This is a genomic window from Lutibacter oricola (genome assembly GCF_900106565.1).
Lineage (GTDB): Bacteria > Bacteroidota > Bacteroidia > Flavobacteriales > Flavobacteriaceae > Lutibacter > Lutibacter oricola.
Genome location: NZ_FNNJ01000001.1, coordinates 356,622 through 378,754 on the forward strand (window position 1 = coordinate 356,622; position 22,133 = coordinate 378,754).

Sequence of the window (22,133 nt, forward strand, 5' to 3'; positions counted from 1 at the left end):
AATTTTACTTACTATCAGCTTTGTTTATTTTTATGTTTAAGCAAGTATTCTCCATACTTGAGTTACAATAAAACATACTGTAAAACCTAAAATTATAGGTAAAATACTGGCTATTGTAGTCCATTTAACACTTTTAGTTTCTTTATAGATGGTGTAAATAGTTGTACTGCACGGGTTGTGTAATAAGCTAAATAACATAAGATTAATTGCAGTAAGCAATGTCCAACCTCCGGCTTTTAAAATGTCTCCAGTTGCAGGAACAGATTCTAGTTCAAACATAACTCCGTTTCCTTCTCCTACACCAGTAATAGCGGCACTCATTACAGTTAGCATAAGTATGGTAGGAATTACAATTTCGTTAGCAGGAATGGCAACTATATATGCTAAAAGAATAACACCGTTTAGACCTAACAATAATCCAAAACCATCCATATGTAATATCATCCAATTTGCAATGTTAGAATCTCCAATGCTTACATTAGAAATTAACCAGATAACAGCACCAGCTGGCGCAGCAAAAATACAAGCTCTCCATAAAACAATTAGTGTTCTATCTATTAAAGAGGTGTAAATAGTTTTCCAAAAGCGTGGTGGTCTATAAGGCGGTAGTTCTAAAGTAAAAGATGATACTTCACCTTTTAACATTGTTTTTGATAAGAATAAAGAAACTATAAACGTAAAAAATATACCTAATAGCGCTATAGCAATAACAGCTAATGTTGATACTGCGCCTGCAAAATTTTCAGGTACTAATGCTCCAATAAAAATAGAAGCAATTAATATTTGCGTAGGCCAACGTCCATTACATAATGAAAAGTTATTAGTTATTATGGCAATTAAGCGTTCTCTTGGGCTATCAATTATACGTGTAGCAATTACACCAGCTGCATTGCAGCCAAATCCCATACTCATAGTTAAAGCTTGTTTGCCATGGGCTCCAGATTTTTTTAATAAATGATCTAAATTAAAAGCTACACGAGGTAAATACCCAAAATCTTCAAGTAAAGTAAAAAGCGGAAAAAATATTGCCATTGGAGGCAGCATTACTGCTATAACCCAAGCTAGTGCTAGATAAACACCATCAAATAAAAAGCCACTTAACCACCAGCTAAAACCTAGAGATTCTCCAATACCTTTAAGCCACGGATAAATTTCACCAATTAATAAGTCTGCCAATAAACCAGACGGGTAATTAGCTCCAATTATAGTAAGCCATAGAACAACAGATAGAATTAGAATCATAATTGGGAATCCCCAAATTTTACTAGTTACAATTTTATCTAAACTTCTGTCAAATCTAAACCGTTTTGCATCTCCTTTTTTATGTACTGAATTTTGAGCAATGGTAGCAGCGTCTGAATAAATTCCTTCAGTTAATTTATCGTGAAAACCTTCACCTATTTGCCACCTTAAATCATTACTAGTATTTAATATTTTATTTGTTTTCATTATTTTTTCTCTTCAAAAAAATTAATTATTCTGTAATAAATTCACCAGTTTTTACAGCTTCAATTATACGTTCATCACCATCTAAAAGTCTTAAAGCAATCCATCTGCTATTTGGTACGTTTGGATAGGTAGCTTCAATTTCTAAACGTAGTTTTTCAATAGCATTATTTATGTTTTTAGGAACATTTTTTATTCTGTGTGGTTTGCAAATAATTTCTCCAGTTGCAACTTGATGTACAGTTTTTAATAATTCAGGTATTCCTTCTTTAGATCTTGCGCTAGTTGGTACTACAGGAATTCCTAAATCGCGAGCCAATGTTCTATCGTCAATTTCAATATCTAAGCGTGTAGCTTCATCCATTAGGTTAAGGCATAACACAGCTTTGTTAGTTATTTCTAGTATTTGTAAAACTAAATTCAAATTTCGTTCTAGCCTACTAGCATCTACTACAATAATGGTTACATCTGGTTTTCCGAAGAGTATAAAATTTCTGGCAACTTCTTCATCTTGAGATGTTGAAAGTAAAGAGTATGTTCCTGGAAGATCTACTATTTTATATTTATTATTATTAAAGTTATAACCACCTTCGGCACGAGTAACTGTTTTTCCTGGCCAATTACCAGTATGCTGCTTTAATCCTGTTAAGGCATTGAAAACCGTGCTTTTACCAGTGTTTGGATTACCAGCTAAGGCAACAACATAATCATTATTGTCTATATTTATTCCTAATTTTTTTAGGTTAGAAGCTTGGTTTAAATCACAACCTTCACAAGCACTATTAGTTGGTTTCTGCATGAATTTTTATTTTTTCAATTAGTATAAATTTAGCTTGCTCATTTCTAATAGCAATAGAAGTATCTCTTACTAAATATGCTCTTGGATTTCTCATTGGGCTTGTTAAATCTACCTCTATTTTGGTATTCATTACAAAACCTAAATCCAATAATCTTCTTCTAATTTCTCCTCTACATTCTCTCGAAATTCCAATTATTTTTGCGTGTTCGTGTTCTTTTAAATTTGAAAGTCTAAAGGTGTCTTTTTCTGAAATATCTTCTTTTTTTAATTCAGAAATTGTAATGTTATTAGCTACAATTGGAGCTAGAATAAACTCTTCTCCTTCAGAGTGAAAAACAATTCTTTTTTTATTTTTTTCGATAATATGTATATGAGAACCAATATGAAGATCTTCAGCTAAAATTTGTTTGTAAATAATTTCTGGCTCATCCTCAATATGAATAATTCGGCCAATAGCACCTTCTTTAAATTTTGGTAGTGGTTTACCATTTAATTGTTCTACTTCACCAGTTTCAGTAGGAATTGGATCTCCGTGTGGATCAAACCTTGGGTTACCTAAATTTATAGCAAGCTGTTTTGTTTGCTGAGAATCTAATTTATGTTCCATTTTTTCGGCAATTTCGTGCCAATCTTTTTTATGGAAACCTGTTTTCTCTGAAAGGTATTTTTCCCACAATCTGTGCACTCTAATAATTCTAAGTGCGTAGTCCATACCGGTTTCACTTAATTTAATTTCACCTTTTTTAAAGCGTATTAGTTCCTTGTCTTCCATTTCAGAAATAGTTTCTAATATCTTTTTTGGACTGCTATTAAGTGAATTAATAATATGATCGCTACTTAGTTTAGTACCATTATCTTCGGCATGATATAGTTTTTTTAAAATATCTTCAATAAGAATTTTTGGATCTGTTTTATAGCTTTGTTGAAGTCTCCAATAAAAACCAGTTTTAGGATAAAATAAAATGAAAAGTAGTACTAATACAATTCCAAATATAATTAATAATGTTACCGGATTTGTCATATTGTTATTTTATAGTTACAAATACGTTAGTGCAAACTTTTTTAGAAAGCGTTAATGTATTTCCTTGTTTTAATTGAACGGTAACAGATTCATCAAAATCAAATTTATCAAGTACTGTTAACTCTGTATTTATTGTTAAAAAATGCTTATCTAAAAATTGCAATAACGCTTTAGAATTGTCTTTTACATTTGCAATTTTGTACAAAACATGTTGTTTAGCATCACTTAATAAAACCTTTTGTTGAATTTTTACATTTCCATTTTTGTCTGGAATAGGATCTCCGTGCGGATCGTGTGTTGGGAAATTGAGATAAGCCTCAAGTTTGTCAATAAGTGTATTTGATTTTATATGTTCTAGTTGTTCCGCTAATACGTGAACTTCATCCCAAGCATAGTTTAAATTATTTACCAAAAACACTTCCCAAAGTCTATGTTTTCTAACAATTCTAACTGCTATTAGTTTTCCTTCATCCGTAAGACTTGAACCCTTATATTTTTTATAATCTACTAATTTTTTTTCCGAAAGCTTTTTAATCATATCAGTTACAGAAGAAGCTTTTGTTTTAAGTTCTTCTGCAATTTTGTTTGTGCTAACATTTTTACCTGTATGAACACCAATGCTATAGATAGCTTTTATATAATTTTCTTCGGTTTGTGATAACTTAAATTCCATTAGTTGCAAATATACAATTTTTAACTGTATAAATATATTTTTAGATAAGTCTAAAAAATATTATAGATTTGCAGAAAAATAAAAAATATTGAAAAATTATATTTATTTACTAGCAACGCTATTTTGTACGGTTGTTTTTGCTGAAAACACGATTAATACAAGCGCTATACTTAAAGGAAAAATTACAAGTAACAATAAATCAATTCCTGGAGCAACAATTCATTTAAAAAATGGAACAATTGGTTCTTCTGCAAACATAAATGGAACCTATGAGTTTACTGTGCCAACAGGAAAATTTGTGGTTGTAGCAAGCGCTATTGGCTACAAAACCAAAGAGGTAAAAGTGTTATTAAAAAATAATGAAACTAGAATTTTAAATTTTGAGTTGGAAGAAGATTTGTTTGGGTTAGAACAAGTTGTTGTAACCGGAACAAGAACGTTTAAAAAACAAACTAATTCGCCAGTAATTGTAAATATTATTGATAGTCAATTAATGGAGAATGTCCAAGCCTGTTCTTTGTCTGATGGGTTGCGTTTTCAAACAGGATTACGAGTTGAAACGGATTGCCAAACGTGTAATTATACCCAATTACGTATGAACGGACTTGCAGGAGGGTATTCGCAAATTTTAATAAATGGCCGTCCAATATTTAGCCCTTTAACTGGTTTGTATGGTTTAGAACAAATACCTGCAAATATGATTGATAGGGTTGAAGTAGTTCGTGGTGGAGGTTCTGCTTTATATGGTTCTGGAGCTATTGGAGGAACAGTAAATGTGATTACAAAAATTCCTAAATCGGATAGTTTTGAAGTTAGTTATACACATCAAAGTATTAAAGGTTCAGCTTTTGAAAATATGTTAAATGCCAACACAACGGTGGTTAACAAAAATGAAAACGCTGGTTTATCTGTTTTTCTGAATCATAGAAATAGAACAATGTATGATGCCAATGATGATGGATATTCTGAATTGCCAAAACTAAAAAATACATCGTTTGGTATTAATAGTTTTTTTATGCCTACTCAGAATCAAAAAATAGAGTTAAGTGTTGGGTATTTAAACGAGCTCAGGTACGGTGGTGAAATGGTTAACAAGCCTGCTTATTTAACACAACAATCTGAAGAAAGAACTCACAATGTTTTAATGGGAACGTTAGATTATCAAATTAATTTTAATAATTATAACAGTTCTTTAATCACCTATTTTTCTGCTCAAAAAACAGATAGAGATCATTATACAGGTATTTTTCCAGAAGAAGAAATTGAAATTAAAAATCATTTAGAAAACCCTCCTTACGGAATTTCAGATGTAAAAACGTTTCAAGGAGGAGTGCAATTCAACCATAAATTATTAGCGTTTTTAAATGGCGAAAACACGCTAACTTTTGGAACTGAATTTGTTGAAGATAAGGTTTATGATGAAATAGATGCGTATAGTTATTTAATAGATCAAAAAACAACTAATTTGGGAGTGTTTGCTCAAAGTGATTGGGAAGTTTCAGAAAAATTAAATGTATTAGCAGGAGTAAGAGCAGATAAACATAATTTTCTAGATAATTTTGTTTTAAGTCCAAGAGTTTCTTTACTGTATAAACCTTTGGAAAGAACTCAGTTTAGAGTTACCTATGGTACTGGGTTTAGAGCTCCACAAGCTTTTGATACTGATTTACATATTGCCTTTTCTGGAGGTGGAATTTCAAGAATTCAATTGGCTAATGATTTAAAGGAAGAAAGATCTCAGAGTTTAACTACATCTATTAATTACGATAAAGCTTCAGATAATTTTATAGCAGGTTTTACTTTAGAAGGTTTTTATACCAAATTAACCGATGCTTTTTATCAGCATTCATTAGGTGAAGATGAATTTGGCGAGGTTTACGAAAAACGAAATGGAGATGAGGCTACTGTTAAAGGTGTTACCTTAGAATTACGTGCTAATTACAATAAAAAAGTGCAATTAGAAACAGGTTTTACATTACAATCGAGTGAGTTTAGCGAAGCTGTACTTTATGCTGATGAATTGGCAGCAAAAAAGAACTTTTTAAGAACTCCAGAATTATACGGTTATGCTACCTTAACTTATACACCAAACAAAAAATTTAATACAGCTGTAAATTTCCTTTATACAGGAGAAATGGATGTGTTGCATTTGGCAGGAGCTCCAGAGCAATTAGAAGATGAATTTATTAAATCTCCAAGTTTTACGGAATTAGGTTTTAAATCTTCATATACAATTGAAGCAAAAAAGCTACAAACAGGGATTGAAATTTTTGGTGGAATTAAAAATATATTTGATAATTATCAATCTGATTTTGATTCAGGTAAAAACCGTGATAGCAATTATATTTATGGTCCTTCTATGCCAAGAACTTATTTTGTAGGTTTAAAGCTGATGTCTTTGTAATAATTCGTTATTTTTGAAGTTAAAATTTCAAAAATGAATATTGTAATATATGGTACTGGTGGTGTAGGTGGTTATTTTGGAGCACGTTTGGCTCAAGCAGGTAATAATGTAACGTTTATAGCACGTGGAAAACACTTAGAAGCAATTAAAAATAATGGATTGCAACTTAAAAGTGTAAACGGTAATTTTTTAGTGAAGCCGGCAAATGCAACTTCAGATATTTCAGAAATTAAAAACATAGATTTAATTTTAATTAGTGTTAAAACTTGGCAACTTTCAGAAGTTGCTGAAATTATAAAGCCAGTTTTAAATGAAAATACTATGGTAATTTCGTTGTTAAATGGTTGTAATAATCACGATGTTCTGGCTTCAGTAATAGATAAAAAACACATTTTAGGTGGTTTGTGCAAAGTAATAAGTTTTGTTGAAGATTATGGTGTAATTAATCATGTTGCTTACGAACCTACCATAGTTTTTGGTGAATTGAATAATGAAAAAACTGAAAGAGCACTTCAATTAGAAAAGGTGTTAAGTGAAGCCAAAATCACAAACGAATTAGCCGATGATATTCAAAAAGAAATTTGGACAAAGTATTTATATATAACAACAGTTAGTGCATTGGGAGCTTTAACAAGGTCTTCTCATGGCGAAATGATAGCTTCACCATATATTAAAAATATGCTGTTTAAAACAGCTGAAGAAATTTATGCAATAGCAATAGCTAAAGGAGTTAATTTGCCTAATAATATTATTGAAAAGCAATTCGAAATAATAGAATCGTTACCATATGAAACCACAGCCTCGTTACAGCGAGATATTATGGATGGAAAACCTTCTGAATTAGAAGCTCAAAACGGAACCATTGTTCGTTTAGGAAAGGAGCTTGGAATTAAAACTCCAATAAACGATTTAATTTATTATACATTACTTCCACAGGAAAATAAAGCGAGACTTTAATTGATGATTAACAATTGAAAATATTAGCCGTAGCTGAGCGGAGTTGAAGCATAAAAGGTGAAACATAGAAATTTTACCGTAAAAATGTAGAAGTACGTCATGCTGAACTTGTTTCAGCATCTCACCCGATTTGTTGTACTCTATAGGTTGAAGTTGAAAGTCCAAAGCTAATTATCAATTTCAACCTTCTTTTTCACGCTAATTAAATAAACACCCGCAATTACTAATATAGAACTTAGTATTTTAATAAAGCTAATATCTTGTGCATATTCTTTATTCCCAAAAACAAAAGCATAAATAGTAACCATTGCAAAACTAACTACTGGTTGTAAGTATATATAACTTCCATTTACACTTGGTGGAACTTTTGAAAGCGCGTAGATATTAAATAAATACGTCATAAAAGTAGTTCCGAACAAAACAAAAGCAATTACCAAATAAGTGTTTAAAGTAAAAGCATTGAAATTGGTAGAAATTACATCGTTAATACCTACAGGAATCATAAAAATAAACCCAATTAAAAACACCCAACTAATAACAGTTATTGGATGGTACTTTTTCATTAAAGGTTTAGCGTACACTAAATAAAATGCATAAAAAATAGCATTTGAAAAAATTAATCCATTCCCTAAAAGTGTACTAGTGCCTTCGTTTTTATTACCGTATAAAATAAGTAATAAGGCACCCGCTCCTCCAATAATAATTCCTAATATTTTTGTTTTGGTAATTTTTTCCTTCAACAAAAAGTAACTGAATATTAATACTAAAACAGGTACAGATGTATAAATAATAGATGCATCAATTGGAGATGTTTTACTTAATCCGTGAAAGTATAAAAGTTGATTAATTGCAATACCTAAAACCCCACAAACTGCCAATCTAAAATAATCTTCTTTGTCTATTTTTTCTTTAATGAAGTTTTTTATAGTCCAAAATAGAATACTTGCACCTAAAATTCGAATAAAAATAAAAGCTGTAGGACCTAATTTTTCAGGCATTATGTCTTTTGCAATAATATGGTTCATACCATAAATTACATTTGCACCTAATAAAGCTAGGTGAGCTTTGTACGTGTTTTTATTCAATTTGTTGCTTTATTTTAAAGGGCGAAATTAAACAATATTAAAAGAAAACGAACACTTCTTTTAAAAAAGGCTTTAACATAATATTAATATAATTTACTGTATGAAAACCTAATTTAGTTAGACTAAGCGCTTATAATTTAACAATCAAATATTATTTAATAATGAAAAAAAATCTATTGTTTGTTGCTGTAATGGCAATCGTATTACTATTTACAAATGAAATTACTGCTCAAAAATTTGCGAAGTTAGACAAAAGCCCTATGGATGCTGCGGCATATCCGGCTAGTTACAAAGAGTCTAATAAGTTGGTGAAAATTGTTTACAGCCGTCCACAGTTAAAAGGAAGAACTGTTGAGAAATTAGCGCCAAGTGGAAAAGTTTGGAGAACCGGTGCTAATGAAGCTGCTGAAATTACTTTTTATAAAGATGTTGTTTTTGGCGGAAAGGCTGTGAAAGCAGGTTCGTATACATTGTTTACAATTCCAAATGATAATGAATGGACTGTGATTTTAAGTACAGCTAAAAATGTTTGGGGATCTTATTTTTATAAAGAAAGTGAAGATGTTGTAAGAGTTAAAGGTGTGGTTTCTAAATCAGAAGAATCAATTGAAGCGTTTTCTATAGCTTTTAATGGTGAAGGAAACAATGCAAATATGTATTTCGGTTTTGGTAACGTGGTTGTTACTGTACCGGTAAAAGGATAATCTTTTTTCTTTTTCAAGTTAAGGTCTGTAAACTTAGGTTTATGGGCCTTTTTTTTGAGATATTAATACTTAAAATTAGACTTTATTCTTTTGTAGATTAACCGTAACTTTGCGCTTTCAAAAATTTGAAAGCGACCATGGAATATAATTTTAGAGAGATAGAAGCCAAATGGCAACAGTATTGGGCAGACAACCAAACGTTTAAAGCCGAAAATAAATCAGATAAACCAAAGTTTTTTGTGTTAGATATGTTTCCATACCCATCGGGTGCAGGATTACACGTTGGGCATCCACTTGGTTATATAGCATCAGATATTTATGCACGTTACAAACGTCATAAAGGTTTTAACGTTATGCATCCGCAAGGATATGATTCTTTTGGATTACCTGCAGAGCAATATGCTATTCAAACAGGGCAACATCCTGCAGTTACTACTGCAGCTAATGTTAAAACATATAGAAAACAATTAGATAAAATTGGTTTTTCGTTCGATTGGTCTCGTGAGGTACGAACTTCAGATCCTAATTATTACAAATGGACACAATGGATTTTTATTCAATTGTTCAATTCATGGTATAACAAAACAAGCGATAAAGCTGAGGATGTTTCTACTTTAATTTCAATTTTTGAAGCTGAAGGAAATGCAACAGTAAAAGCTGCTTGTGATGATGAAATAGCCATTTTTTCGGCTGAAGATTGGAAAAATTATTCAGAAGAAAAGAAACAAGAAATATTATTACAATACCGTTTAACATTTTTATCTGAAACTGAAGTTAACTGGTGTCCTGCTTTAGGAACTGTGTTAGCAAATGATGAAATTGTAAACGGAGTTTCAGAGCGTGGAGGTCATCCAGTAGTTCGTAAAAAAATGATGCAATGGAGTATGAGAATTACTGCGTATGCACAACGTTTATTAGATGGATTGGATAAAATTGATTGGCCACAGCCTTTAAAAGATTCTCAAACTTACTGGATTGGTCGTTCAGAAGGTGCAATGGTAGATTTTAAGGTTGACGGATTTGAAAATGACAAAATTTCTGTGTTTACAACGCGTCCTGATACAATTTACGGAGTAAGTTTTATGACATTGGCTCCAGAACACGAATTAGTGTCTAAAATTGTAACAGATAAGCAAAGAGATGCAGTTGAGGAATACGTGAAGGCTACTGCAAAACGTAGCGAATTAGAGCGTATGGCCGATGTGAAAACCATTTCTGGTGTGTTTACAGGTGCTTATGCTTTACATCCTTTTACTGGTGAAAAAGTACAAATTTGGATTGGAGATTATGTATTGGCTAGTTATGGAACGGGAGCTGTAATGGCTGTGCCTTGTGGAGATGAGCGTGATTATGCTTTTGCTAATCATTTTGGATTAGAAATTCCTAATATTTTTGAAGGTGTAGATATTTCTGAAGAGGCTTGTTCAACAAAAGAAGGTGTAAAAATTGCAAATTCTGACTTTTTAGATGGATTGACCTATAAAAAGGCAATGAAACGTATTATTTACGAAATTGAACAAAAAGGAATAGGTTATGGTAAAATAAACTATCGTTTACGTGATGCTGTATTTAGTCGTCAACGTTATTGGGGTGAACCTTTCCCTGTGTATTATAAAAACGGATTACCACAAATGATTGACAAAGCACATTTGCCAATTGTTTTACCAGAAGTTGAAAAATATTTACCTACTGAAGATGGAAAACCACCTTTAGGAAATGCATCAGTTTGGGCTTGGGATACCGTTAAAAATGAGGTTGTTTCAAATAATGAAATTAATGGTGAAACAGTGTTTGCTTTAGAGTTGAATACTATGCCAGGTTGGGCAGGAAGTTCACAGTATTTTAACCGTTATATGGATCCAACAAATAGTGAGGATATCTTCTCGCAAGAAGCGGTAAATTATTGGCAAGATGTAGATTTATACATTGGAGGAAGCGAGCACGCAACAGGTCATTTACTGTATTCTCGTTTTTGGCAAAAGTTTATGTTTGATAGAGGTTTTGTACCAAATGATGAGTATGCTAAAAAATTGATTAACCAAGGAATGATTACTGGAACTTCGGCTTTTGTTTATAGAGTTGAGGGTGAAAATAAGTTTGTTTCAAAAGGATTAAAAGGAGATTATAAAGTTCAAAAAATTCATTCTGATGTTTCTTTTGTAAATACATCAGATGAGTTAGATGTTGAAGCTTTTAAAAACTGGAGAGAAGAATTTAAGGATGCTGAATTTGTTCTGGAAGATGGAAAATATGTTGTTGGCCGTGAGGTAGAAAAAATGTCAAAATCTAAATACAATGTTGTAAACCCAGATACTATTTGTGAAGAATACGGAGCGGATAGTTTACGTTTATTCGAAATGTTTTTAGGCCCTTTAGAACAATCAAAACCTTGGAAAACTTCAGGAATTTCTGGAGTATATTCATTCTTGAAAAAACTTTGGAAATTATACATTGTTAATGGAGAATTTTCAGTTAATGAAGAAGCGCCAACAAAAGATGAATTAAAAACGCTTCATAAAACAATTAAAAAAGTTGAAGAGGATATTGCTAATTTCTCTTTTAATACATCAGTTTCAACATTTATGATTGCCGTTAATGAGTTAACAGCTTTAAAATGTAATAAACGTGCAATTTTAGAACCTTTAGCTGTAATAATTGAGCCTTATGCGCCACATATTGCTGAGGAATTATGGAGTAAATTAGGAAACACAACTTCGGTTTCTGATACTGATTTCCCAATTTTTGAACCAGAACATTTGGTAGAAAGTAATAAAGTGTATCCTGTTTCATTTAATGGTAAAATGCGTTTTAAAATGGAATTACCATTAGATATGAGTAAAGAAGATATTGAAGCTGCTGTAATGGCACACGAGAAAACCGAAGCTCAATTACAGGGTAGAACCCCTAAAAAAGTAATTATTGTACCTGGCAAAATTATTAATATAGTTGGGTAGCGGTTAATATTATATTGGTTAATATTAATATCGTAGTATTAATGTTAATTTTATCTTAAAAAGAGCTTTTTTAACAATAAATATGTTAAAATAAGCTCTTTTTTTTGCTTATTTTGCGCAATAAATAAAAAATCTCAAAAATGATTGTAGGTCTTCCAAAAGAAATTAAAAATAACGAAAGTAGGGTAGCAATAACTCCAGGAGGAGTATTTGAATTAACTAAAAATAACCATAAAGTTTATGTTCAAAAAGGAGCTGGATTTGATAGTGGTTTTGGAGATAGTGATTATATAAACGCAGGTGCTGAAATTCTTCCAACTATAGAAGATGTATATGCTATCGCTGAAATGATTGTGAAGGTTAAAGAACCTATCGAAGAAGAATATAAGTTAGCAAAAGAAGGTCAAATTATTTTTACATATTTTCACTTTGCTTCAAACAATAATTTAATTGATGCAATGGTAAATAGTAAAGCAGTTTGTATTGCTTATGAAACTGTTGAGGTAGATAAAACTTTGCCTTTATTAACACCAATGTCTGAGGTTGCTGGTAGAATGGCTGTGCAACAAGGTGCTAAATACTTAGAAAAACCAATTAAAGGAAAAGGCGTTTTATTAGGTGGTGTACCAGGTGTTAAACCAGGAAAAGTACTTATTTTAGGTGGTGGAGTTGTTGGTGTTCAAGCAGCAAAAATGGCCGCTGGTTTAGGAGCTATTGTTAACATTTTAGATATTAACTTAGATCGTTTAAGATATATAAACGATATTATGCCTAATAACGTAATTACTGAGTTTTCTAGTGAGTATAATATTAGAAAGCATATTAAAGATGCAGATTTAATTGTTGGAGGAGTTTTAATTCCAGGAGCAAAAGCACCAAAATTAATTACTAGAGATATGTTAAAGGACATGCAACCAGGAACTGTAATAGTTGATGTTGCAGTAGATCAAGGAGGTTGTATTGAAACTACTAAAGCAACTACGCACGAAGACCCTATTTATATTATTGATGATGTTGTACATTACTGTGTAGCTAATATGCCAGGAGCAGTACCTTACACTTCTACAATTGCATTAACTAACGTAACACTGCCTTACGTACTGCAATTAGCAAATAAAGGATGGGAAAAAGCTTGTGATGAAAATGCACCTTTACAAAAAGGAGTAAACATAGTTAATGGTGAAATTATTTGTCAAGATATATTAAAATAATACAGTTGTTTTAAAAATATAAGAGTTCAAAAAAGCCTTCATATTTCTATGAAGGCTTTTTTTGTTTAGTTTTGTGTTTTATATTATAATGATAGATAATTACGAAATTATAGGTTTAATAGCAGCTACTTTAACTACAGCATCATTTATTCCACAAGTTTACAAAACTTGGAAAACAAAAGATGTTAGCAGCTTGTCTTTAACCATGTATTTAGTGTTTTTTACAGGAATTGTTCTGTGGCTTATTTATGGTATTCATTTAAAAAGCTTGGCAATGATAGTTTCTAATATTGTAACTGGGATATTAGCTATAATGCTTATTGTTTTTAAGTTAGTTTATACTAATAATAAGAATTAAAGTTATTTTCTTGCTTTAAGTTAACACGTTTTCTGTTTTTTAATCTAGTTGCTTCTACAAAATTATCCAATAGTTCAGATAATTCTTTAGTTTCATCTATTTCTTGACCCGTTTTTTTGTGGAAATATTTAGTTTCAATTTTATTGTTTTTAGGTATTTCAAAAGCTATAAAATTTAGTTTCCAACCTTTGTTATAGTTGTTAAAACTGTTGTTTTGTTTGGTTTTATAAAAGTAGATGTTGTAATTTTTTTCTGAAATTTTAAAAGTTCGTTTTTCTAAAAACTCTAAACTGTCTTTATTTTTTTCGATATCTCTATAATTCTTAAATAAAACTGAGGTAGCAATTGCTTGTTGATTTTTGAATTTACTTGGAAATAAGTGTTCTTTTTTTATCTCTTTAAGCTCTTTATATAAAATAGATCTACTTTTTATGTTAGAAGCTAATTCATTAAACATTTCAGTATTAAAGCTTTCTTTAGCTTCAATTTTTAAAATAATAAAAAGAATTTTAACGAAATAATTATCTGTAGTTTCAAGCTTAGTTAAAAACTCTGCTATATTTTTATCTTTTCTAAACGGAAACAATAATTGGGTATATGAATTTAAACTATTGTCCATACTATAATTATTATAGCTTCTATAAGAGCCTTTTTTAAACGAATTATTTTCAATTTTTTTACTTAATTGTCTTTTTAATTCAATTTTAGCTTCTGTTAAAATCTGATTTTTATAACTTTTATATACTTTAGGATTTATTAGTTTCTTTTTAGTTAACGCGGCTAATAAATCATAAATAGGCTCTTTATATTCATTAATTGTTGTAAAATTAAGTAAGCTAGGAAAAAGCTGTTTGCTAATTTCTAACGAGTCATTTAATGGCCTTAGCATTGAAGAAATTTCAAAAGCTTTAGAAGTTAACGGAAAATCATATTCCAATAGTTTTAAAAGCTTTTTGTTGGCTTCACTTGTGTTTTTATTTGCAAAAGAATTGATAATTGCTATTTGATTGTACGGGTTGTCGTACGAGTTTTTGTAAAGGTTTTCTAAAAACGGTTTTACTTTAGGATTTTTTAAATAAGACAACTGTTTTAATAAGCTCGTTTTAACTTTTTGTTGACTTTCGTCAAACTTAAAATTAGAAATAATATCAATTAATTCATCAGTGTTAGATTCATTAAAATCTATTGTTTGATACGAGTCGTAAACTAAACTGTCTTTATTTTTAAGGGCTTCAAAAAACAAATCGGTTTTACTTGTTAAAAGCGATTTGCCAAATACAGAATCGTTTGGTTTAAACGAATTGTAGAATTCATCAATAAATTTAGAGTGCGTTTGTGCAGTGTCTATTAGAGATTCTAATTTGTAAACTACACCATTTTTTAAAACATATTTTACTTTAATGGCTTTGCTACTTTCTTTATTTTTCAATAAAAAATTAAGTTGTTCAAACCCATTTTTATCTTTACCGGTAGTTTTGTTCGATAAAATAAACTTTTTCTTTTTGTTTGAAGTGTTGTTAAGTAGGTAATCTGGATTTATAGAAGCTACATTAACGCTGTTTAAATGATTAAAAACAGAGGTTGAAGTGTATTGTTTAGTTAAATTGTTCCATAGCGAATCTACGTTTGCGTAGCTTTCATAATCGTGATATTTATTAAAAGTTACCCTAACATCTTCATTTAAATCACTTTTATAAACTAAGCTTCGTTTTTTAGGCATATAATCCTTCTTCTTTTTGCGATTGTTCCAAAAGTAATTTAAATCCAACGGTGGTTTTATAGTTGTATTTACTGTAAAATGAAGACTTGTATCTTTTCTAACTTCAAACTTTTCTGCTGGAATTTTAAAGTTGGTAATTTTAAAAGAATCGAAGAATTTTTTAGGTGTAACTTTTGTATTACTTAAGCATCCAATTAGATAGTATTTACCTCCGTTTAAAACTGTTTTTAAGTGAAGAAATTGTGAGTTGTTAAATTTAGTATTTGAAATAAATGTTTTGGTAGTAGAGTTTTGAAATTTACCGCCGTTGTATTTTAAATCTATATTTTTATAAAAACGTTCGTGAATTCGTTCTAATTCAAAATCATCTTCTTCAATATAATTTATGTCATTTAAAATAACCTCTTTTACAAAATAATAATTGTTTGTACCCATAGCTTCAATTAAACGCTCTCCAACGCTATTTTTGTTAGAAAATTTATTAAACTTTGGTACTTCAACAGTAAAACCTCCAAGTTTTGGAGCAACAGAAACAAACTCGTTTCCAATATTGTTAAATTTTATAGTGCTAAATAGTTTTTCACCTTCTTTTTTAACAAAATCTTTTTTACCTCCCATTTTAAAAATAATAACCTCTATTGGAGTAACAAAAATTTGGTAGCGTTGATAATTGCCTGTTTTGGTTTTGTTTACAATATTAAAGCCTTCAAATCCACTTTTAGAAATTTTAGTTTTTTCAATAATTTTTCCAGGTATGTTTTCGAATAATAATTTATCAATTTCGTTTAAGGTTAGTTTTTCTTTGTTTAAGGCGTTAAATGTGCTAATTCTAGAAATGTTTATGTATGAGCCGTTAGTTAAATCTGGACATAAATAAACTTGGCTATTCATAAAATTAAGCTCAAATAATTTGTGAGGTAAATTAACCGTAAAAAACCCGTCAGAACTTGTTTGAGGTTGGTAAGGTGTATTTATAAATTTTTCATCAATTTTATTTTTAATGCTTTCCCCTTTTTTAGTTTTTTTAGATAATAAAGGAGTTAAGGTATAGCCTTTTTCTTTTAATAAATTTAAAACACCTTCGTCTCCAGCTAAATGTGCAGCACCTATACCAGCAAACAAGCTACCTTTTTTCATAATCGTATCCATATTGGCAGCCATTTCTTCGTTACGTAAGTACAGCATATATTTCATATGGTGTTTTGTAAACATACCTTTATTTATAGAGTCTAAAAGCGAAATATTTTTTTCTCTATATGTATTGTTTAAAAGATTCATATAGTAATCGTCTTTTAATTTTTTCTGAAGCCAAACATCAGGTTTTTCTTTATTTGCATTTATAGAGGCTCTTTCAACAAGGTAAGTAGAGCGCTCAACATCTTCTAAGCTAAATATTTTTTTGTTGAATTTTTTACCAGCTTGGTAAATAAACATATCCAAATAAGTATCTTCTTGAAAATCTTGCATAGCTGTATTTGTTCTATACAAAACATTGTTTATTAACTGATTTTCTTGCGAAATAAAGAATACTAATTGTTCTTTTTTAGGTTGTTTTAATTCAAAAGCTTTATTGTAAAAACTACTGTTACCATAAAGGTTGTTGTACGAAAGTGCTAGTGTCATTTCACGCATGTTAAAAGCGTATTCTAGCCATTCATTAGGGTCAGATTCTAATGCAACAAAATCAGCTTTTTGAAGCGATTCAAAAAATATGTCATCTAAATTAAATGCAATTTTCTGACTAACATGCATGGTTCCAAATAGATATGATTCTTTTTCTAATCCATTACCAGAAATTTTCCAAAGTAAGCTATTTTCTTTTTGAGCTTGAGCTATAATTGCGCAAAAAAGAAGAAGGAATAAAAATATTTTTTTCATAGAGTTTTCTTATAAGAGGGTAAACTTTAAAATTAACTAAAACATTCACAAACAGCAAACTTTAAAGGTGTAAATAATTTGTATATTTACTTTTTTAAGGAAGCAAAAGTTGTAAGTCTTCAATCAAAAAACAACTTATAATTAATGAAAATTAAACAACTCTCATTAAGAATTAGAATATTTTTAGCTATGATATTGTTAATATTATTAGCTTCTGTTTTAATTGCTGCGGTAACTATTTATCAATACAAAGAACAAACTAACGAGTATAATACTGGTAGGTTAGAGCGTAAAGAAGAATCGGTTAAAGCAGCTGTAAATTATTGGTTAAACTCTTACCAAAACACGTATGCTCTTACTGAAACTAATTTAGCATCGATATTTAGAGATAAAATTTATGAAATTTCGAATATAGAAAAGTTAGAAATTAATATTTATAATTTAAGTGGCCAATTAGTAAAAAGTTCACATTCTGGGTTTATAAAAAACGATGCAATAAAACTTTTAGATGAAGGAATTATAAAAAGTGTGGCAAATAATGCCAATCATAGGTTTATTGATGCTCGTCAAATAAAAGAAAACAGTTTACAATCGTCTTATTCATACATAACTGACAATAAATTTAAACCAATAGGTATTCTAAATTTGCAGTATGTGCAAGATAATACAGCTCAAGATAAAGATCTGGAAGAGTTTTTAGTTAGAATGGCTTATGTATACTTGTTAATGTTTCTTTTAGCAATTGGTTTGGCTTATTTTATTTCTAGTTACATTACTCGGTCAATTAAGGCGGTTACAGAAAAAATGAACATTACTCGTTTAAATAAAAGAAACGAGAAAATTATATTAAAAAATGCGAGTGATGAAATTTTTACATTAGTTAATGCCTACAACGGTATGGTTGATGAATTAGAGGAAAGTGCAGTAAAATTAGCTAAAGGAGAACGAGAACAGGCGTGGAGAGAAATGGCAAAGCAAGTTGCTCATGAAATTAAAAACCCATTAACTCCTATGCGATTAACAGTTCAAAGTTTTCAAAGAAGGTTTGATCCTGAAGACCCAAGAATTCATGAAAAAGTAAATGAGTTTAGTACAACTTTGGTTCAGCAAATAGATACAATGAGTTCTATAGCTTCTGCATTTTCAAATTTTGCAAAAATGCCAAGTAAAAAAACTGAAACACTTAATGTGGTAGAAATTGTAAAACATGCACTAGATATTTTTACAGAAGACTATATATCTTACCATCCTAAAGAAAAAGAATTAATTGCAGAGTTAGATAAAACACAATTGATAAGGGTTGTAACTAATTTAGTGAAGAATGCAACACAAGCTCTTGGAGATATTGAAAATAAAAAGATTGAAGTTAGCGTTTCTGAAGTTAATGAAAACATTGAAATTATAGTTGCGGATAACGGAAAAGGAATTAGCGAAGAAGATAAAGGGCGTGTTTTTGAACCAAAATTTACAACTAAAACCAGTGGTATGGGATTAGGTTTACCTATGGTAAAAAACATTGTTGAAACCTATAATGGAACCATAAGTTTTACATCTCAACTTGAAAAAGGAACTGTTTTTAAAATAGAACTACCAAAAAAATAACAATATGGAATTTGAAAATATTTTAATAGATATAAAAGAAAATATAGCAACACTAACTATTAATAGACCATCTAAATTAAATGCTTTAAATAAGCAAACTATTAAAGATCTTCATAACGGTTTTAAAATGTTAAATGAAGATGCAAATGTGAAGGTTATTATTGTAACTGGTAGCGGAGAAAAAGCATTTGTTGCAGGTGCAGATATAAAAGAGTTTGCCGATTTTAGTATTGAAAAAGGAACAGAATTAGCACGTATAGGACACGAAACTTTATTCGATTTTGTTCAAAATTTAGAAACGCCAGTAATTGCAGCAGTAAACGGTTTTGCTTTAGGTGGAGGTTTAGAATTGGCAATGGCGGCACATTTTAGAGTTGCAAGTTTAAATGCAAAAATGGGATTGCCAGAAGTAACTTTAGGTGTAATACCAGGTTATGGAGGTACACAACGTTTACCTCAATTAGTTGGTAAAGGAAAAGCAATGGAAATGATTTTAACTGCTCAAATGATTTCTGCTGAAGAAGCTAAGGATTACGGATTGGTTAATTATGTGGTAGATCAAGCTGAATTACTTCCGTTGTGTGAAAAATTAGCGAATAAAATTTGTAGAAATTCTTCTGTAGCTATATCGGCAGCAATAAAATCAGTTAATGCAAATTATACAAACTGTGTAAATGGTTATGCTGTTGAAATTGAAAATTTTGGATTAAGTTTTGGAACCGATGACTTTAAAGAAGGTACAACTGCATTTTTAGAAAAACGTAAACCTAATTTTGAATAAAGTTAAAGTTGCTTTTCAAACACAATTTTTGTTTGGTTTGTGGAGTTAGTATAAATAGAAACAATATCAAAACCGTTTTTTAAGTTTAAAATCATCATAGGTTTAAACTGGTTCATAGATTTTGTTCTAATATTTAAATAATTATTCTTCTTAGCCCATTGCTCTTGCAATTGGGCTAATTTTTTGGCTACACCATTTCTTCTGTATTTAGGTAAAATGCCTCCAACCCAACTGTAAAAAGTTTTTTCGTTATAATTATACCCAATTTTAAAGCCAATTGGAGTGTTGTTTTCAAATGCTATCAAAGAGCAAACATCATCTTTTTCGGTTAGTCTTTTAGAAAAAAAATCTAATCTAGCATCTTCAAAAGTTTCAGCATATAAGCTTTCAAGAATATTTAATTCTGAAGTGGAAGGAATGCCTTTTATTATTTTAAAACATAAACTATTTTCGTCCATTCCATTCATCATAAAACTGTTGTAAAAAAGTTTCCATATAATTATGCCTATCAGTGGCAATTCGCCTTCCGGTTTTAGTATTCATTCTATCTTTAAGTAATAATAATTTTTCGTAAAAATGATTAATAGTTGGCGCTTCGGATTTTTTATATTCCTCTTTACTCATATTTAAGTTTGGAGCAATTTTGGGGTCGTATAAAGTTCTATCTTTAAAACCACCATAATTAAAACAACGTGCAATTCCAATAGCTCCAATAGCATCTAATCTATCAGCATCTTGAATAACATCTAATTCTATAGATTTAAATGTTTGATTAAAATTTCCACCCTTAAAGGAAATGTTAGTAATAATGTTTTCAATATGAAGTATTATTTTTTCTGAAACACCTTCGTTTTGTAAAAATTTACGAGCAACTTTTGGTCCAACAGATTCATCTCCATTGTGAAATTTAGAATCGGCAATATCATGTAGCAATGCCCCAAGTTCTACAATAAAACTATCAACTGTTTCAGTTTCCGCTATTAATTTTGCATTGTTCCAAACACGTAAAATATGAAACCAATCGTGTCCGCCTTCAGCATTTTTCAATGTTTCTTTTACAAAAGTTTCAGTGTTTGCAATTATTTGTGATTTGTTCATAGCATAAAAATAAAAAATCCACTTAATTATAAGTGGATTTTTTTATAAACTTAGTTTTAAATTTTTTAACAAAATTCATCGTAAGCACCAGCTAAATTAGAAGCTATAACTTCTGCTGGTCTTCCTTCAATATGATGGCGTTCTAACATATGCACTAAAGCACCGTCTTTAAATAGTGCAATTGCTGGAGATGAAGGAGGAAAAGGAATCATATATTCTCTTGCCTTATCTGTTGCTTCTTTATCTACTCCTGCAAATACAGTTATTAAATTATTTGGTACTTTGTCAAATTCTAATGAAGCAATAGCTCCAGGTCTACAAGTTCCGGCTGCACAACCACAAACAGAGTTTACAACAACTAAAGTTGTTCCTTCTTTTGAAATTGCTGTGTCTACTTCTTCAGCTGTGTGTAATGATACAAATCCTGAATCTTCTAATTCAGCCTGCATTGGTTTTACTAATTCTGGTGGATACATATTTTTTGATTTTTTTTATTAGACGTAATTAAGGCTACAAACCTACATAATTTTTTTGTTTTTAGTTTTTTTACTTTAAAATATGTAAATAACATAACTATAAGTTTATAATTTATTTAACAACTGTAACATTTAACCAGATGCATGATACTAATAAAACAGTGTATATTTGAATTTTTAAAATAATATGGGAAATTTTGTAAAATGGTTAGGTGCAGGATTAGGATTTGCATTTGGCGGATATATTGGTAGCATTTTAGGTTATGTTGCAGGGAGTTTTATAGATGGTTTTACGCGAGAAGATGTGCAAAGAGCCGAAACTTACAGAGGTTCGAGTAGAAGTACACAATCTGGTGATTTTGAAATTAGCTTGTTGTTGCTTTCTGCAACCGTAATAAAAGCAGATGGTAAAATTGATCAGCGAGAATTAAATTATGTTAGAAATCATTTTAAAAGTATGTATGGCGAAGAAAGAGCAAGCCACGCTTTTAAATTATTTAATGGTTTTATAAAAAACAACAATGTTTCTACAAGGCAAGTTTGTATGCAAATTCGTCAAAATATGACACACGCATCTCGTTTGCAATTAATTCATTTTTTATTTGGAATTGCTAAAGCAGATGGTATTGTTACAGAATCTGAAGTGAGTGCTATAAAAACTATTGCGGGTTATTTATATATAAGTCAACACGATTTCGAATCTATTAAAGCAATGTTTTACGATAGTTCTGATAGCTCGTATAAAATTTTAGAAATTGAAAAATCTGCTACAAATGATGAGGTTAAAAAGGCTTATAGAAAAATGGTAAAAAAGTATCACCCAGATAAATTACGTCATTTAGGTGAAGAACATTTAAAAGGTGCTGAAGAAAAATTTAGGCAAGTACAAAAGGCTTATGAGCATATTCAGAAAGAAAGAAAAATATAATTTGCTGTAAATGTGACTATCAAAAAAAAAGAGTGTCA

General features: G+C 30.2%; 16 protein-coding genes and 1 pseudogene. 9 read left to right on the top strand and 8 right to left on the bottom strand.

Annotated elements, in window-relative coordinates:
• Nucleotides 1–36: 36 nt before the first annotated feature.
• The 3 genes and pseudogenes from feoB to BLU40_RS01565 all read right to left on the bottom strand — a co-directional run bounded on the left by feoB (nt 37) and on the right by BLU40_RS01565 (nt 3,939).
• Nucleotides 37–2,245, bottom strand: a pseudogene (gene feoB / locus BLU40_RS01555) (ferrous iron transport protein B).
• Complete coding sequence (locus tag BLU40_RS01560) at nt 2,229–3,266, bottom strand: metal-dependent transcriptional regulator (RefSeq protein WP_090119029.1); 1,038 nt, start codon at nt 3,264–3,266, stop codon at nt 2,229–2,231. The pseudogene feoB and the gene BLU40_RS01560 overlap by 17 nt, the downstream one beginning before the upstream one ends.
• Before the next feature lie 4 nt (nt 3,267–3,270).
• On the bottom strand, nt 3,271–3,939 hold the full coding sequence (locus BLU40_RS01565; RefSeq protein ID WP_090119031.1) for a metal-dependent transcriptional regulator: 669 nt from the start codon (nt 3,937–3,939) through the stop codon (nt 3,271–3,273).
• Nucleotides 3,940–4,027: 88 nt separating this feature from the next.
• Here BLU40_RS01565 and BLU40_RS01570 point away from each other — a divergent pair, with 88 nt between their 5' ends.
• Both BLU40_RS01570 and BLU40_RS01575 read left to right on the top strand, forming a co-directional pair.
• Nucleotides 4,028–6,343, top strand: a complete 2,316-nt coding sequence (locus BLU40_RS01570) for a TonB-dependent receptor (protein ID WP_245729872.1) — start codon at nt 4,028–4,030, stop codon at nt 6,341–6,343.
• Nucleotides 6,344–6,376: 33 nt separating this feature from the next.
• Nucleotides 6,377–7,300 (top strand): ketopantoate reductase family protein, encoded by a 924-nt coding sequence (locus BLU40_RS01575; RefSeq protein ID WP_090119033.1) that lies wholly within the window; start codon nt 6,377–6,379, stop codon nt 7,298–7,300.
• A 167-nt stretch (nt 7,301–7,467) separates the two neighbouring features.
• Here BLU40_RS01575 and BLU40_RS01580 read toward each other — a convergent pair whose 3' ends face one another.
• Nucleotides 7,468–8,385 (bottom strand): DMT family transporter, encoded by a 918-nt coding sequence (locus BLU40_RS01580; protein ID WP_090119035.1) that lies wholly within the window; start codon nt 8,383–8,385, stop codon nt 7,468–7,470.
• Nucleotides 8,386–8,546: 161 nt separating this feature from the next.
• Between BLU40_RS01580 and BLU40_RS01585 the strand changes: the two genes are divergently transcribed.
• The 4 genes from BLU40_RS01585 to BLU40_RS01600 all read left to right on the top strand — a co-directional run bounded on the left by BLU40_RS01585 (nt 8,547) and on the right by BLU40_RS01600 (nt 13,612).
• Entirely contained in the window at nt 8,547–9,089 is a 543-nt protein-coding gene (locus tag BLU40_RS01585) for a DUF2911 domain-containing protein (RefSeq protein WP_090119037.1), read from the top strand.
• 137 nt (nt 9,090–9,226) lie between these two features.
• Nucleotides 9,227–12,043 carry a leucine--tRNA ligase gene (leuS, locus tag BLU40_RS01590; RefSeq protein WP_090119039.1) on the top strand — a complete coding sequence of 939 codons (2,817 nt, stop codon included), beginning with the start codon at nt 9,227–9,229 and terminating at the stop codon, nt 12,041–12,043.
• Nucleotides 12,044–12,183: 140 nt separating this feature from the next.
• Nucleotides 12,184–13,254 (top strand): alanine dehydrogenase, encoded by a 1,071-nt coding sequence (gene ald, locus BLU40_RS01595; RefSeq protein WP_090119041.1) that lies wholly within the window; start codon nt 12,184–12,186, stop codon nt 13,252–13,254.
• Between the two features lie 88 nt (nt 13,255–13,342).
• Nucleotides 13,343–13,612: a SemiSWEET family sugar transporter gene (locus tag BLU40_RS01600; protein WP_090119043.1), complete on the top strand. Its 270-nt coding sequence runs from the start codon at nt 13,343–13,345 to the stop codon at nt 13,610–13,612.
• Here BLU40_RS01600 and BLU40_RS01605 read toward each other — a convergent pair.
• On the bottom strand, nt 13,596–17,210 hold the full coding sequence (locus tag BLU40_RS01605; protein WP_090119045.1) for a TraB/GumN family protein: 3,615 nt from the start codon (nt 17,208–17,210) through the stop codon (nt 13,596–13,598). The genes BLU40_RS01600 and BLU40_RS01605 overlap by 17 nt on opposite strands.
• 144 nt (nt 17,211–17,354) lie before the next feature.
• Between BLU40_RS01605 and BLU40_RS01610 the strand changes: the two genes are divergently transcribed.
• Both BLU40_RS01610 and BLU40_RS01615 read left to right on the top strand, forming a co-directional pair.
• Nucleotides 17,355–18,812 (top strand): sensor histidine kinase, encoded by a 1,458-nt coding sequence (locus BLU40_RS01610; protein ID WP_090119047.1) that lies wholly within the window; start codon nt 17,355–17,357, stop codon nt 18,810–18,812.
• A 4-nt stretch (nt 18,813–18,816) separates the two neighbouring features.
• On the top strand, nt 18,817–19,593 hold the full coding sequence (locus tag BLU40_RS01615; RefSeq protein ID WP_090119049.1) for an enoyl-CoA hydratase/isomerase family protein: 777 nt from the start codon (nt 18,817–18,819) through the stop codon (nt 19,591–19,593).
• A gap of 2 nt (nt 19,594–19,595) precedes the next feature.
• On the opposite strand, the gene BLU40_RS01620 is transcribed toward BLU40_RS01615, so the two are convergent.
• The 3 genes from BLU40_RS01620 to BLU40_RS01630 form a co-directional block, all read right to left on the bottom strand.
• Nucleotides 19,596–20,063, bottom strand: coding sequence for a GNAT family N-acetyltransferase (locus tag BLU40_RS01620; RefSeq protein WP_090119051.1), 468 nt, complete (start codon nt 20,061–20,063; stop codon nt 19,596–19,598).
• Nucleotides 20,038–20,691: an HD domain-containing protein gene (locus tag BLU40_RS01625; protein ID WP_090119053.1), complete on the bottom strand. Its 654-nt coding sequence runs from the start codon at nt 20,689–20,691 to the stop codon at nt 20,038–20,040. Before BLU40_RS01625 ends, BLU40_RS01620 begins: the two co-directional genes overlap by 26 nt.
• 65 nt (nt 20,692–20,756) lie before the next feature.
• Nucleotides 20,757–21,167, bottom strand: coding sequence for a BrxA/BrxB family bacilliredoxin (locus BLU40_RS01630; RefSeq protein WP_090119055.1), 411 nt, complete (start codon nt 21,165–21,167; stop codon nt 20,757–20,759).
• Between the two features lie 187 nt (nt 21,168–21,354).
• Here BLU40_RS01630 and BLU40_RS01635 point away from each other — a divergent pair, with 187 nt between their 5' ends.
• Nucleotides 21,355–22,095, top strand: a complete 741-nt coding sequence (locus tag BLU40_RS01635) for a TerB family tellurite resistance protein (RefSeq protein ID WP_090119057.1) — start codon at nt 21,355–21,357, stop codon at nt 22,093–22,095.
• Nucleotides 22,096–22,133 lie beyond the last annotated feature (38 nt).